Genomic DNA, 15,222 nt, shown 5'->3' on the forward strand with positions numbered 1-15,222 from the left:
GTTATTATGCCTGAGTTAACACCCCGTTTTCTGATTTAATTCAAGGTAATACTCAAGTGTCTTTTTCAAGGCCGTATCAAGGTCAACTTTCGGTTCCCAACCTATGATAGTTTTTGCTTTTTTAATTGAAGGCACCCTGAAATCAATATCCTGATAGCCTTCACCGTAGTAATCCTTAGAAAATGTCTCAACAATTTCAGAATGTTTTGTAATATTTTTTGTTGAAGGATGATTTACGAACATCTCTTTCAATTTATATGCAAGGTCTTTTATCGTGGCTTCATTTTTCGGGTTTCCGATATTGAATATCTCGCCGTCGTATTTCCCGTCTTTGTTTTCGATAATTTTCATGAGACAATCTGTGCCATCGTCTATATATGTGAAGCACCTGCGCTGCAATCCGCCATCTACAAGTTTAATGGATTCGCCAAGAAAAAGGTTGCTTATAAACTGGGTAACAACCCTTGAACTTCCCTCTTTCTCAGAGTCAGTGATCAGCTCGTCAAGCTTTGGTCCTATCCAATTGAAGGGCCGGAACAGGGTAAATTTCAGACCATGCTGGAATCCGTATGCCCATATAACCCTGTCAAGGAGCTGTTTAGATGAGCTGTAGATCCACCGCTGCATCCTTATGGGGCCTAACATGAGGACACTTTCATCTTCATTGAATTCCTTGTCCGTGCACATGCCGTATACTTCTGATGTGGATGGAAAAAGAAGTCTTTTTTCGTACTTAACGCATAATCTCACAACATTCAGATTTTCTTCGAAATCAAGCTTGAAAACTTTGAGAGGATCTTTTACGTATGTTGCGGGCGTTGCTATTGCAACAAGGGGAAGAACTACATCGCATTTCTTTACATGATATTCTATCCATTCCTTGTTGATTGATATATCGCCTTCCACAAAATGGAAACGTTTGTCCCCAAGGCAGGCATCGAGCTTATCGTCTCTTATGTCCATACCGTATACTTCCCAATCTTTTTCTTTAAGTATCTGCGATGCAAGGCTGTTGCCGATAAATCCGTTTACTCCAAGTATTAATATCTTCAAAAGCTACCTCCAAGAATTATATTTTCCAAATCATGTACACGGACAAACTGTTCACTGTCCATCTCTTCTTCTCCCTCCATCTGCACTCTTAGCATTTTTAGTATACCGTTGCCTGTATTGACTGTAAGCGGTTTCTCAGAGATGATTTTACCTGGTTCTGCATTTACCTTTGTTGCTTCCGGATAAGCCTGCCATACATAGAGTTTTTTGCCGTCGAGATATGTGAATGCGCCTGGATAGGGATGTGTCACAGCACGTGATAGATTGTAGATAGATAGAGCATCATTGTTCCATGAAATCAGGCCGTCTTCCGGCTTCCTGCCACCGAAATAAGAAGAGGTACCGGTCTGCGGAACACCCTTAAATGTGCCGTCTCTGAATTGAGGCAGAACTTCCTGCATGAGCAGCCTTGCTGCATCGGCCATCTTTTTAAATGTAGTATATGCAGTATCATCGAATGTTATTTCGCATGCCTTCTGAGCCACAATGTCTCCGGCATCAGGTTTTTCGACCATGTAATGGAGGGTAACGCCGGTTCTTTTCTCTCCTGCTATCAATACCCAGTTTACAGGACATCTTCCTCTGAATTTTGGAAGCAATGATCCGTGGAGGTTAAATGCCCCGATTTTTGGAATATCAAGGATCTCTTTGCGTATCATATTTCTATAGTAAAAGGAAAAGATAATATCGGGCGAGAGAGACTTTATAAGCTCAATCCATGTATTGTCCAACGTCTCAGGTGTGTATACGGGGATGTTGTATTGCTTCGCAATGGCCGTTGGTTTTCTGAACCATATCTCCTCTCCGGGTGCATCCTCATGGGTGACGAGACAAAGCGTTTCGACGCCGAATTTTATCAATTCATCAAGACATACATAGCCTATCTCGTGGTATCCGAATACCACAACCCTCATAAGAACTCTCTTTTAATGATAAACCTTGGCCTTCTTCTGACTTCCTGGTATATTCTTCCGATATATTCGCCTATGATGCCCAGCGCAAATATCTGTATACCTATAAAAAAGAACAATATACCGAAAAGGGTGAATGTGCCTTCCACTTCAGGGCCTACGATAAACCTTCTCGCAATGAGGTATAGGGCGAAAACCAGCCCCATAAAGGCTATTAGAATGCCAAGTACGCCTATAAACTGGATCGGCAGTAAAGAAAAGCTTGTCATAAGGTCAAAATTCAGTCGAAGGAGCCGGAAAAGACTGTATTTTGTTGTTCCTTTTTTTCTTTCCTCATGTTCTACTTCTATTTCAACAATATTTCTGGCGAATGTATTTGCCAGGGCAGGTATGAAACTCGATGACTCCGGACACATGTTGATATTGTCAATTATGTTTCGCCTGTATGCCCTTAACATACATCCATAGTCTTTCAACTTAACACCCACAAGTTTTGATGTGATTTTGTTTACAATAATTGATGCGAGTCTTCTGAAAAGTGAATCTTTCCGTTGTTTTCTGTATGTGCCTACAACTTCGTAGCCTTCTTCTATTTTTCGTATAAGTTTCGGGATCTCCTCGGGAGGGTTCTGTAAATCTGCATCTATTGTGACAATAATATCGCCTTTTGCATAACCGAAAGCCGCAAAAAGAGCCATATGCTGGCCGTAGTTTCTGTTAAACTCGATAATCTTAACGCCGGGATAGCGGTCATGAAACTCTTCCAGAATGTTCTGAGTGCCGTCAATACTCCCATCGTTTGTATATATAATTTCATAAGGTTTTTTTATGCTTTCGAGTGTTTTTTGCAGTCTTTCCTGCAGCTCCCGGAGGGATTCTTCCTCATTCAATACAGGGACCAGCACAGAGATATATGGCTTATCTTCCATCTTTCCTCACATAAATCGTATAGTTTTCTTTTTCGTAACGAGCCTTCCTTACCGGTAAAAACAGTAAGTTCAGGTCTTTTTCCATATGTTGAGACTGCTCGTCTTCTACGATGAGAAGTATATCATTTTTTTTATCCTTTATCTCGTTTATATTACTGAATATTTGTATCGGTTTACCAACGTAGAAAATGATTCCTGCCGAAGAAAAACCGTATGTATAGACATCCTTGCCTTCTTTCAGGCTGCCTATCTTTTCTGTTATCATTCGTGGAGATTTGAAGTTTTTATCCATTACAGGCATGTATAGGTTGCTGTAAAAAAAAGCGGTAACAACAAAATAAAAGAATAATGCTGAAAGGGTTATCTTATATGATTTTTTGGCTGCAGAAAATAAGAATATTCCGCCTGTAAGAATAAGAACGGTTATATAAAAATAAATGACAGGGGACTCTTGCTTAAAAAAATTGATTACAGGGAGGCTCATGGTATTGAGTACAAAAACAGCTGAAATGGGCATTATGAACAGGAGAAAAGCAAAAATTCCGATTAGAATATTTGTTATAGGATTTGCCAGCAGCCATGACCACTTATCCTTTATATAGATACCGCACAATAATGCACAGGCAGGATAACAGGACAGAAGGTATATAGCCCTCTTGCTTGTCGAAAACTCAAAAAAGAGGAAAATAACGATAAACCATATGAAGGGAAACCATATTTTTCTTTTAATTGCATGGTAGATTGCAAAAAGGAGCAGGATACTCCAGGGAAGAAAATTAATAAAGAGCTTGTGGAAATAATAGTATAAAGTTTCTATATGGTCGAAGGCGTTTGTGTAACGGGTTAGATTCTGCCTGAAGATAAATTCTTTTATATATTCCTGGCCTGCAAGAAAAAACCATATTGAAGAGAGTGCAGCAGATATGATGCACCCTGCTGTCAGAGGCAGTATGAATCTTTTCAATTCCTTCCTGCTGATCAGGTAAAAAAAGGTCACCAAGGCCGGCAGAACAAGACCGGCAGGCCCTTTTGTAAGTATCCCCAGAGCGGCAGGGATAAAGGACAGCATGAATAAAAATCTCTTTCCCTTAGTAATACATATGTAATTAATAAATATGGTAAGCCCGATAAAGCACGCAAAGGTCATATCCATTACAGATTCGCGTGCATTGGAGAGAAACTGGTAATTTAAAGCGAGAATCAAGGCTGAAAGAAACCCCGTCAACGGGTTTGCCAAAGAGCAGCCGAGTAAATATGTTATAAGTACAAGCAGTGTAGCGGATAATGCAGCCGGCAGTCTTGATGAAAATTCACTAACTGTACCCTTAAGTTTTGATGCAGCAATAATCATCCATGGATAGAAGGGCGGTTTTTCGAGATAGGGTTTTCCGTTTAAATAAGGGTGTATATAATCTTTTCTATCCATCATTTCTCTTGCCATGATTGCCTGTCTTGGTTCATCTGGATCCCAGAGCGCAATTCCTCCCAGATTTTGAATAAACAGGACACAGCATGTGAGAATGATTATAATTGCTTTCATAAATAGAAAATTGTAATTATTATAAGCTTCAGGTTAAAGTTTGGAACATGCAACATATAATCTGCAAATATTCTTCAACTAATCACCGGGTAATAAGATTTTATATTCTAATATTTGACATTTTTCAATATTTTTTATACCATATCAGTTTGCACATTAATGAAAGAGAGCGAAACAAAAGAGGATATATACAAAAGAGCGAGAGACCAGCACACAACGCTCGATAGAAGGCTGCTAATGCTGCTCAGGAAGCCTTATCTCACCGCACAGGAAGAATTGGAAATAAAAGTTTTGAAGAAGAAAAAACTTTTTCTTAAAGACGTTATGGAAAGAATGAAAGAAGTAATAAACAAAGAGGAGAAGTAATTGAAAAAAACAGGAGCACAAATTTTTATTGAGTCCCTGAGAATGGAAGGGGTGGATACTATTTTCTGTTATCCGGGCGGAGCAACTCTGTATATCACCGATGCACTTTACTATGCTTCCGATATTAAGCAGATTATAGTAAGGCACGAACAGGGTGCGGTACACGCCTCAGACGGCTATTCAAGGGCCTCGGGCAAGGTCGGGGTATCTCTTGTAACATCAGGTCCTGGTGCAACAAATACGGTTACCGGTATTGCCACTGCGTATATGGATTCTATCCCGCTCGTAATATTTTCCTGTCAGGTCAACACAATGCTCATCGGAAATGATGCCTTTCAGGAAGCCGATATTATAGGCATTACAAGACCCTGTACAAAGCATAGTTATCTTGTAAGAGATGTAAATGATCTTGCAAGGATTATAAAAGAGGCTTTTTATATTGCAAGATCCGGAAGACCGGGACCTGTCCTTGTTGATATACCGAAAGATGTTTCTGCAAATATAGGGGAATTCAAATACACTGACAAGGTGTCAATCCGCAGTTATAAACCTACATATATAGGACATGCAGGTCAGATAAAAAAGGCGATAAAGCTGATAGCATCTTCAAAACGGCCGGTACTTTACACTGGCGGCGGCATTATTTCATCAGGCGCATCTGCAGAGCTTCTTAAATTCGCTGAAAAACTTTCTATACCGGTAACAAACACACTGATGGGCCTTGGCGGTTTTCCCGGCAATCACCCCCTGTTCCTCGGTATGCTCGGTATGCACGGAACGTATGCGGCAAATATGGCAATAACAGAATCGGATGTGGTAATTGCAGTTGGTGCAAGGTTTGACGACAGGGCAACGGGCAAGGTGGATGAGTTTGCGGCCCATGCAAAGATCATCCATGTTGATATTGACCCTACTTCTATCAGCAAAAATATTAAAGTAGATATTCCAATAGTCGGCGATTCAAGACATGTGCTCAAAAAAATGCTGGATTTTATCGAAGAAGACAAAGAAGACACCAAGGATTATCCTGCATCAATTTCCGAATGGACCAAACAGACAAAGAAATGGCAGAAAGAATATCCCCTTACTTATTTAAAAGACGGCACATTGAAACCGCAATATGTTATCGAGAAGATATTCGAGCTTACAAAAGGAAAGGCAATAATTGCAACAGAAGTAGGACAGAACCAGATGTGGACAGCCCAGTTTTATAAATTTTTAAAGCCGAGAAGCATTTTAACATCAGGAGGTCTCGGCACCATGGGCTACGGGTTCCCGGCAAGTATCGGCGCCCAGGTGGCTTTTCCTGATAAGCTTGTTATAAATATGGCCGGTGACGGGAGCATCCAGATGAATATTCAGGAGCTTGCAACTGCAGTCCAGTTCAATTTGCCTGTTAAGGTCGTCATATTGAATAATAGATATCTCGGTATGGTAAGACAATGGCAGGAGCTTTTTTATGAAAAACGATATAACTGGACACAGATGGACCATGCCCCTGACTTCGTAAAGCTTGCAGAGGCATATGGAGCAGCCGGGTACAGGATAGAAAAGGAGGACGAGGTAGAAACGGTTTTAAAGGAAGCCTTTCAGAACGGCAGACCGACATTGATTGATGTCCGGATAAACCCGGATGAAAGCGTCTATCCTATGGTGCCTGCCGGTGCGCCGTTAAGTGAAATGCTTCTTGTTTAGGAGGAAAGACTTTGAGACATACCATATCTGTACTAGTTGAAAATGAATTTGGCGTACTTTCGAGAATTGCAGGTCTATTCAGCGGCAGGGGCTTCAATATTGAAAGTCTCTGTGTGGCTGAGACCCTTGACCCTACTATTTCCACAATGACTATTGTGACAAACGGCAATGATGCTATTCTTGAACAGATATTAAAGCAGTTGAACAAATTGATCAATGTTATCAAAGTAATAGATTTTCAAGGCTTGGATTATGTTTCCCGTGAAATGGTTCTTGTAAAAGTTCATGCCGATGAAAAAACAAGGGAAGAATTGCTGAGGATGACAGAAATATTCAGAGGAAAGATTATTGATGTTTCTTTAAAGACGTATACAATCATGATTACCGGGGACGAAGAAAAAATAAAGGCATTCTTAAACCTTATAAAACCGCTTGGGATTAAGGAACTTGTAAGGACGGGACCGATAGCTATGATAAGAGGGGATAAGACTATAAAAGCGAGTGAAAAACACTCAAAAGGAGGAGAAGATGGCAAAAATGTATTATGATAAAGACGCAGACCTTGGGGTTTTAAAAGGCTCTAAGGTGGCTATTATCGGTTATGGAAGTCAGGGACATTCCCAGGCGCAAAACCTGAGGGACAGCGGTGTTGATGTCATCGTTGCAGAGCTTGAGGGAACTCCGAACTATAAGATTGCAAAAGATCATGGTTTCAAACCTGTTTCCGCAACGCAAGCATCAAAAGAAGCAAATATTATCCAGATACTTGCTCAGGATAATCTCCAGGCAACACTGTATCAAAACGAGATAGAAAAAAACATGAAAAAAGGGAAAACTCTTGTGTTTTCACACGGGTTCAACATTCATTACAATCAGATTGTGCCTCCGGCCGATGTTGATGTCATTATGGTAGCGCCTAAAGGCCCGGGACATCTTGTAAGAAGGGAATTCGAAAGAGGTGCAGGTGTTCCCTCATTAATAGCTATTTATCAGGATGCTTCAGGAAAGGCAAAGAAAAAAGCACTTGCTTATGCAAAAGGTATTGGTGCGACAAGAGCCGGTGTTATCGAAACCACATTTGCGGAAGAGACCGAAACTGATCTTTTCGGTGAACAGGCAGTGCTTTGCGGCGGCGCTTCAGAACTTATCAAGGCAGGATTCGATACGCTGGTAGAAGCAGGTTATCAGCCTGAGATCGCCTACTTCGAATGTCTCCATGAATTGAAACTTATCGTGGATTTGATCTATGAAGGCGGTATAGCCAATATGCGTTATTCTATCAGTGATACCGCGGAATATGGCGATATTACAAGAGGAAAAAGGGTAATATCTGAGGAAACACGGGAAGAGATGAGGTTAATTCTTGATGAAATTCAAAGTGGAGAATTTGCAAAAGAATGGATTCTTGAAAATATGGCAGGAAGACCTGTATATAGCTCTCTGAAAAGAATCGAAAACGAGCATCTGATAGAAAAGGTAGGAAAACAATTACGGTCAATGATGGGTTGGATCGGGAGAAAAGATTGAGGCAAATGCCTGTTGCGAGGGAGGGGTTAACTCTGATAACCCTTTCCCTCGTTCTTGCAATCCTGTTTTTTCTACTTGATCTTAATGTGCCTGCCTTTGTTTTGTGCTTTTTCTTTTTTTTCTGTCTGTTTTTTTTTAGAAATCCGAAAAGACATCATTCTGACAATCAGGACGAGTTTATTTCACCTGCCGACGGGAAGGTTATGGAGGTCAGGGAAATAGAAAAAGGCGAATTTTTGGACAGGATATCACAAAGGGTCAGCATATTCATGTCTCTGACCGATGTTCATGTTAACAGGGCTCCCTGCGAAGGGAAAGTTGTGAAAGTTGAGCACAGGAGGGGAGATTTCGCCCTTGCATTCAAGAAGGATATAGACAAAGAAAATGAAAGAAACTATATCCTTATTGAATGCAAGGGCGAAGAGAGAGTTCTCCTTGTACAGGTGGCAGGTTTTCTTGCAAGGCGCATTACCTCCTATGTAAAGGAAGGAGATCTTGTGAAAAAAGGCGACCCCGTTGGTATCATTGCCTTCGGGTCCAGGGTGGACATTTGCATTCCAAAAGGATATGATATTGTGGTATCATCAGGAAATAAAGTAAAAGCCGGGGTAACTGTTCTGGCAAAAAAACAGGAGTGTGCATGAGGCGAAGAAGGAGTAAAGGAATATATATCTTGCCGAACCTTCTGACATCTGTCAGCCTTTTTGCAGGATTTTATTCTATTATTGCGACTATCGATAAAAAATTCACCTATGCTGCTATTGCTATATTTGTATCAAGTATTTTTGATATGCTGGACGGGCGTGTAGCCCGTATGACAGGCTCAACCAGCCGTTTCGGCGTTGAGTATGATTCTCTGTCGGACCTAATAGCCTTTGGTGTGGCGCCGGGACTTCTTGTATACATATGGGCGCTTAAAGGGTACGGAAGATTCGGGTGGCTGGCTGCATTCCTCTATGTGGCATGCGGCGCCCTGAGACTCGCGCGATTCAACATACAATCCGACGGGATGCAGAAAAATCAGTTTCTGGGACTTCCCATACCTGCTGCAGCTACAACTATTGCAGGCAGCGTACTCTTCAGCTCCTGGCTTGGTCACTGGGGCATGGACCTTAAGACAATCCTTATGCCTATCCTGATATATATCCTTGCATTTCTAATGGTAAGCGATGTACGGTATGCAAGTTTCAAGGATATGACATTTTTCAGGGGAAGGCCTTTTCGTTCCACTGTTGCTGCTATTCTGCTTATTGTAGTGATATCTACGGAACATGAAGTAACGCTTTTCGGGCTGCCTTTTATGTATCTTCTGTCTGGACCGGTATATACGCTACTTCGGAGAAAAAAGATTATTCTTGATAACGCTAATTCTTCCCATCACAAAGAGACGATAACAAATCAAGATGATCATCTATAAAACCGTCTGCCGGTATTTTACTGTTTTTGTATGCGATAAATTTAACACCTGAAGAAGCTGCAGTCTTTCCGTCAACCTCGGAATCTCCAATATATAGAACTCTCTCCCGGTTTATGTTTAATGTCTGCAATATTTTTTCTACAGACTCAGGATCGGGTTTAGGTTTTACATCCAGCGCAGTAACCACCATATCAAAATAAGGCGTAAGACCAAATTGTACCATAATGTTTTTCATTGTTGTGGTCCTGTTTGTGCTTATAGCCAGCAATATACCTCTCTCCTTTAATATAGTTAATGTTTCAAGAAGATTGGGTTCCATTTTGAGGTGTACGAGAAAATCACTAAAGTTGAGATCGTTTTTCCAAAAATCCAGGGCTTTTTTTTCCAATTCCTTATTATCCTGAAAAAGAATATGAATAGATTCAAAGACGGTATGAGTGTGGCAGTAATGAAGTTCAGCTTTTGAAATGGGAAACCTCCCCATAGATACCGCTATGTGGTTGTATAGTCTGTAGTTTGTTTCAAGGGAGTCAAAGAGCACCCCGTCACAATCATATATGATGCAATCAATCTGCCATGGGCCATTATTTCGGGTAATGTTATTCGTCAGGTTTTGGATTTTGGGCTGGTTTGTTTTCATAGGCAAGAGTTTAATACTATTTGGGATAAAATCAAGCAAAAAGAGCCAATGGAGCTGATAGCCGCTTTTGATTTATCACCATCTTCCGACAAAATCTTTGAAGACTAACGCCGGAATATGAAAAATTATAGTTTTTTAACTGTTCAATTATGTTACAATAATTCGCTGATAAAAACTTGGAGGTGAAAGTATGATAAGTGTTTCCATTCCCGGATGGGGCGATCTTGACATAGAATATCTTGTTATTGATTATAACGGGACCTGTGCCACTGACGGGAAGCTTAAAGAAGGGGTTAAAGAATTACTTGAAAAAGTTTCAAGATATATAAAAATATTTATAATAACGGCAGATTCTTACGAGAACGTTGATAATGAAGTCAACATAATAGGCTTTAAAGTTCTCAAGGTAAAAAAAGAAGGAAGCGGCGTTGAGAAGGCAAGGATAATTAAAGAACTTGGGCCTGAAAAGGTTGTGGCTATCGGGAACGGGGCAAATGATGTAATGATGCTTAAAGAAGCATCGCTTGGAATTGGAGTTATCGGGGATGAAGGTTGTTCAAAGGATATATTAAAAGAAGCTGATCTTGTTGTTAAAGATATTACACACGCTCTGAACGTCGTTTTGCATCCTGAAAGGCTTGTAGCAACATTGAGAGACTGATACCGCATAGAGCGTATTATGGAAAAAAGGTTCAAAGACCCGTTGTCCTGCGCTCTGTCCGAATTCAATACATATAATCATGATTAGTAATTTTATTAAAAAAATCATAGGCACTAAGAACGAACGGGAATTGAAGAGGATTCAGCCCATTGTGGAACAGGTGGCAAGCTTCGAAGAGAAGTTTAGGAACTTTTCCGATGATGAACTGAAACGGCAGACCCCGTTATTTAAAGAAAGGATAGAACAGGGTGCAAGTCTCGATGTAATTCTTCCGGAGGTATTTGCAACCGTACGAGAGACAGCAAGGCGGGTAATCAATATGAGGCACTTTGATGTGCAGATTATCGGCGGTGTTGTCCTTCATGAAGGGAAGATTGCCGAGATGGCGACGGGCGAAGGCAAGACCCTTGTTGCTACCCTGCCCGTATATTTAAATGCCCTTACAGGCCTTGGCGTTCATTTGGTTACTGTGAATGACTACCTTGCAAAGAGGGATGCTGAATGGATGGGCCCTGTTTACACATTTCTTGGCCTCTCAGTGGGCGTAATCCTTAATCCGCTGGATGATGATGAGAGGAAGATTGCCTATGCCTGCGATGTAACATATGGGACAAACAACGAATTCGGTTTTGACTATTTAAGGGACAACATGAAATATTCCCTTGAGGACTGTGCCCAGAGGGATTATAACTTTGCAATCGTTGACGAGGTAGATAGCATACTCGTAGACGAGGCACGGACACCACTTATTATTTCCGGCGCTTCAGAAGAATCTACGGACAAATATTACAAGATCAACAGGTTCATGCATCAACTCAAAAAAGATAAGGATTTCATGATTGACGAGAAGGCAAGAAGCGCCTATCTGACAGAAGAAGGTGTTGCTAAGATCGAACGGCTTATCAATATTGATAACCTCTATGATCCGAAGTACGTTGATCTCCTGCACCATGTTAATCAGGCCTTAAAGGCCCATAACCTGTTTACCAGGGATGTAGATTATATAGTGAAAGATGGGAAGGTTGTTATTGTTGATGAATTTACAGGCAGGCTAATGTCGGGCAGGCGCTTCAGCGACGGGCTTCACCAGGCTCTGGAAGCAAAAGAGAATGTGAAGATTGAGGGAGAAAATCAAACCCTTGCAACAGTAACCTTTCAGAATTACTTCAGGATGTACAAGAAACTTGCAGGCATGACAGGCACTGCCGATACCGAGGCGGTCGAGTTCAAAAAGATCTACAACCTTGATGTTATGGTAATACCGACAAACAGACAGCTCATAAGAACCAACTATCCCGATGTTGTTTACAGAACAGAGAAAGAAAAATTCAAGGCTGTTGTGAACGAGATCGAGGAGTTTTATAAGCAGGGAAGGCCCGTGCTTGTTGGAACTCTGTCTATTGATAAATCGGAGCGGGTATCGGAGATGTTAAAAAGGAAAGGCGTACCCCATCATGTACTTAATGCCAAGATTCATGAGAGGGAGGCAGAAATTGTCGCCCAGGCAGGAAGTCTCAAGGCAGTCACTATATCCACAAATATGGCAGGAAGGGGTACGGATATTCTCCTCGGAGGCAATCCTGAATTCCTTGCCCTCAGCATGTGTAAAGGGCGGAAAGGAACTGAAGAGTTTGAACAGGCGCTGATCGAAGCGAAGAAAAGTTGTGAAAAAGATAAAGCAGAAGTTATAAGGCTTGGAGGCCTTCATATTCTTGGCACGGAAAGGCATGAATCGAGAAGGATTGACAATCAACTAAGGGGGAGATCAGGCAGGCAGGGCGACCCCGGTTCTTCAAGGTTTTATGTCTCTCTGGAAGATGAAATTATGAGGATCTTTGGTTCCGAGAAGGTTTCACCCATGCTCGGGAAGCTCGGTATGACGGAGGATATGCCTATTGAACACCCCTTTATAACCAAGGCCATAGAAAATGCACAGAACAGGGTTGAGGGACACAATTTTGAAATAAGAAAATACCTCCTTGAGTATGACAATGTGATGAACAAACAGAGAGAAACCGTTTATGGAATGAGAATGGAGATGATGGACAATACCGATGTCCGGGAACAGATAGTCAACATGATTGATGAAATCTGTGAGGGGCTTGTCAATGAATATGCCCCTGAAAAGGTATACCCTGAAGAGTGGGATATTGCCACTTTAAAAATGCGGATATATGAAACCTTCTTTTTCCATATCGACCTTGATCCAATAGACTTTAAAACCATTACCAGAGCAGGTTTTTTTGACATGGTAAGAGAAAAGGTTTTCAACGTTTACAAAAATAAAGAGGAGAATTTCGGCAAGGATGAAATAAGAGCTTTAGAACGGTTTATTAACTTACATTCCCTTGATGCCCATTGGAAAGAGCACCTCCTGTCTCTTGACCACTTGAAGGAGGGGATCGGCCTCAGAGGATATGGTCAGAAAGACCCTCTCAGGGAATACCAGAGAGAGAGTTTTGAATTGTTTCTTGATATGCTGGATGAAGTAAAACTCGATACAGTAAAGAAACTGTATGCGGTGCAGCCTGCAAAAGAAGAATTGGTCCATGAGGAGCCTGTAATATTTATGAATAGAGGTGATGGAACTGCTTTGCAGCAAAATGAAACACAGAAAGATAAAAAAATAGGAAGGAACGATCTCTGCCCTTGCGGCAGCGGGAAGAAGTATAAAAAGTGCTGCGGACGCTGAGCGTTGAAGAACACAAAATGCCCATTTGGCCCGTATTTGCAAAAGTTATCGGGACAAAGGATTTAAAGCACACCAAAAAGTGCGGATATAAATTCTCATTATATAGGAGTAATGTATGATCTCCGGGATAGAATTTGCCGGGATAGCATCCGGCATTAAGGCAAAGGGTCTTGATCTGGGACTTGTCCTTTTCAAAGAAGATATGCATGTTTTGTCCCTTTATACGAGGAACAAGGTCAAGGCAGCACATATACTCTACGACAGAAAAGTAGACGGCAAACCCGTAAGGGCACTGCTGGCAAACAGCGGGTGTGCTAATGCCTGTACAGGTAAAGAAGGGGTGACTGACCTTCATATTATCGGACAGGAGTTATCTTCAATGCTCGGGATCGAAAAAGAGAAGGTTCTTTTTGCATCAACAGGCGTTATTGGTAGGAGACTTCCGGTTGCCACTATTATACGAGCATTGCCGGTACTCTTAAAAAACCTGAAAACAAATCGCCCGGAAGTTTTTGCACAGTCAATCATGACAACAGATACCTTTCCGAAAATTGTACATGAAACATTTTATGGAAAGAAGGATTACAATATAGTAGGTGTGGCAAAAGGTGCAGGCATGATAAACCCTCTTTTTGCAACGATGCTTTCTTTTGTATTTACTGATTATCCGATAGCACCCGGCATTATAAAAAAGGTATTTGCCAGCGCAGGAAAGGAGACATTTGAACATATTACCATTGATGGCGAGTGCAGCACTAACGATACTGTAATGCTCTTCACAAAAAGCGGTGACGAAGATCTGTCAGGGCTGGCGGCTTTTAAAGAAAATCTTTTGTCAGTTATGAGAGAGCTTTCCTTGATGATCGTAAAAGATGGAGAAGGGGCAACACGGGTCATACATATAACAGTAACCGGCGCCAAAAAAAAAGAATATGCCGAAAAAATAGCAAGAAGGATTGCTATATCCCCTCTTACAAAAACGGCATTTTTCGGATGTGATCCGAACTGGGGGAGAGTGATAGCTGCAGTGGGTGATGCCGATGTTCCCGTTCAGCCATCAAAGGTGGAGATTATCCTGCAGGGGGAGATACTTGTAAAAGAAGGAGTTGAAGTGCCTTTTGATGAACAGGCGATGAAAAAACGCATGGACAAAAAAGAGGTTGAACTTATCGTAAATCTTCACGATGGCAAGGCGTCATATGATATATATACAACTGATTTGACTTATGATTATATTAAAATTAACGCTTCATACAGAAGCTGATATCAATTCACCTTCAATCATATAACTTTGTTGCCTCCTCCTCGATTTACTATTCACGTACTCCTGCGTTGGCTCGCCACCACCACGTTTTATGCTTGAAACCGAATTGATATGAATCTGCCTTTATTAATTAACCAAAATTTTTTATTAAGATAAGTATCGGTTATCCCCGGCAAAGAAAATTCTATATTGGAGAAACTAACTTTAGAGGTGGTATAATAATGAGGGCTTCTAGAAAAAGGTCATTATTTCATTTTTGTTAATATCTAAAATATGCCAGAATCAAATGAACCTTTTATATTTGTTACGGTTTTTTATTTGCCTTGCAATATACTCCCGATGCTATTTTAAGGGAGGTTGATGTTCCAGAAGTGAACATTGCAACATGGAGTTGCCCCTATTAAACCGGACACTCTTCTAACTTATCTAATGCTCTCCTGTGCTCTCTCGGTGATTTCATTTTCAATCCCTTATGGGGATGATATTCATTGTAATCCTCTAACCAGAAAGGGATTTGTTCCATAACC

14 protein-coding genes are annotated in these 15,222 nt (G+C 41.1%); 9 read left to right on the plus strand and 5 right to left on the minus strand.

The features are described from left to right. Positions 1–15: 15 nt before the first annotated feature. Genes NT010_03630 through NT010_03645 form a run of 4 tightly spaced genes read right to left on the minus strand, consistent with a single transcriptional unit; the run spans position 16 to position 4,433 of the window. Positions 16–1,053, minus strand: coding sequence for a bifunctional UDP-4-keto-pentose/UDP-xylose synthase (locus NT010_03630; GenBank protein MCX5805149.1), 1,038 nt, complete (start codon positions 1,051–1,053; stop codon positions 16–18). Next, a complete protein-coding gene (locus tag NT010_03635; GenBank protein MCX5805150.1) occupies positions 1,050–1,967 on the minus strand; it encodes a formyltransferase in 918 nt (305 codons plus the stop codon). The genes NT010_03630 and NT010_03635 overlap by 4 nt, the downstream gene beginning before the upstream one ends. Then, on the minus strand, positions 1,964–2,893 hold the full coding sequence (locus tag NT010_03640) for a glycosyltransferase (GenBank protein MCX5805151.1): 930 nt from the start codon (positions 2,891–2,893) through the stop codon (positions 1,964–1,966). The genes NT010_03635 and NT010_03640 overlap by 4 nt, the downstream gene beginning before the upstream one ends. Further along, positions 2,883–4,433, minus strand: a complete 1,551-nt coding sequence (locus NT010_03645) for a glycosyltransferase family 39 protein (protein MCX5805152.1) — start codon at positions 4,431–4,433, stop codon at positions 2,883–2,885. Before NT010_03645 ends, NT010_03640 begins: the two co-directional genes overlap by 11 nt. 159 nt (positions 4,434–4,592) lie before the next feature. On the opposite strand from NT010_03645, the gene NT010_03650 reads away from it, so the two are divergent. From NT010_03650 to pssA, 6 genes are read left to right on the plus strand one after another with little or no spacing between them, the layout of a single operon-like run. Further along, positions 4,593–4,799: a DUF465 domain-containing protein gene (locus NT010_03650; protein ID MCX5805153.1), complete on the plus strand. Its 207-nt coding sequence runs from the start codon at positions 4,593–4,595 to the stop codon at positions 4,797–4,799. Further along, a complete protein-coding gene (gene ilvB / locus NT010_03655; protein MCX5805154.1) occupies positions 4,800–6,494 on the plus strand; it encodes a biosynthetic-type acetolactate synthase large subunit in 1,695 nt (564 codons plus the stop codon). Between the two features lie 11 nt (positions 6,495–6,505). Next, the gene (ilvN, locus tag NT010_03660) at positions 6,506–7,042 is read left to right on the plus strand and encodes an acetolactate synthase small subunit (protein MCX5805155.1); all 537 of its coding nucleotides are present in this window, start codon (positions 6,506–6,508) and stop codon (positions 7,040–7,042) included. Then, positions 7,023–8,021: a ketol-acid reductoisomerase gene (ilvC, locus tag NT010_03665; protein MCX5805156.1), complete on the plus strand. Its 999-nt coding sequence runs from the start codon at positions 7,023–7,025 to the stop codon at positions 8,019–8,021. Before ilvN ends, ilvC begins: the two co-directional genes overlap by 20 nt. A gap of 5 nt (positions 8,022–8,026) precedes the next feature. Next, entirely contained in the window at positions 8,027–8,665 is a 639-nt protein-coding gene (locus NT010_03670; protein MCX5805157.1) for a phosphatidylserine decarboxylase family protein, read from the plus strand. Continuing rightward, positions 8,662–9,438 carry a CDP-diacylglycerol--serine O-phosphatidyltransferase gene (pssA, locus tag NT010_03675; protein ID MCX5805158.1) on the plus strand — a complete coding sequence of 259 codons (777 nt, stop codon included), beginning with the start codon at positions 8,662–8,664 and terminating at the stop codon, positions 9,436–9,438. Before NT010_03670 ends, pssA begins: the two co-directional genes overlap by 4 nt. On the opposite strand, the gene NT010_03680 is transcribed toward pssA, so the two are convergent. Continuing rightward, a complete protein-coding gene (locus NT010_03680; protein ID MCX5805159.1) occupies positions 9,386–10,078 on the minus strand; it encodes an HAD-IA family hydrolase in 693 nt (230 codons plus the stop codon). The two genes, pssA and NT010_03680, sit on opposite strands and share 53 nt — an antisense overlap. 190 nt (positions 10,079–10,268) lie before the next feature. Here NT010_03680 and NT010_03685 point away from each other — a divergent pair, with 190 nt between their 5' ends. The 3 genes from NT010_03685 (at position 10,269) to argJ (ending at position 14,695) form a co-directional block, all read left to right on the plus strand. After that, positions 10,269–10,739, plus strand: coding sequence for an HAD family hydrolase (locus NT010_03685; GenBank protein MCX5805160.1), 471 nt, complete (start codon positions 10,269–10,271; stop codon positions 10,737–10,739). A gap of 79 nt (positions 10,740–10,818) precedes the next feature. Continuing rightward, the gene (secA, locus tag NT010_03690; GenBank protein ID MCX5805161.1) at positions 10,819–13,431 is read left to right on the plus strand and encodes a preprotein translocase subunit SecA; all 2,613 of its coding nucleotides are present in this window, start codon (positions 10,819–10,821) and stop codon (positions 13,429–13,431) included. Positions 13,432–13,546: 115 nt separating this feature from the next. Then, positions 13,547–14,695 (plus strand): bifunctional glutamate N-acetyltransferase/amino-acid acetyltransferase ArgJ, encoded by a 1,149-nt coding sequence (gene argJ / locus NT010_03695; GenBank protein MCX5805162.1) that lies wholly within the window; start codon positions 13,547–13,549, stop codon positions 14,693–14,695. Positions 14,696–15,222 lie beyond the last annotated feature (527 nt).

Source organism: Pseudomonadota bacterium, from assembly GCA_026388275.1.
Classification (GTDB): domain Bacteria; phylum Desulfobacterota; class Syntrophorhabdia; order Syntrophorhabdales; family Syntrophorhabdaceae; genus JAPLKB01.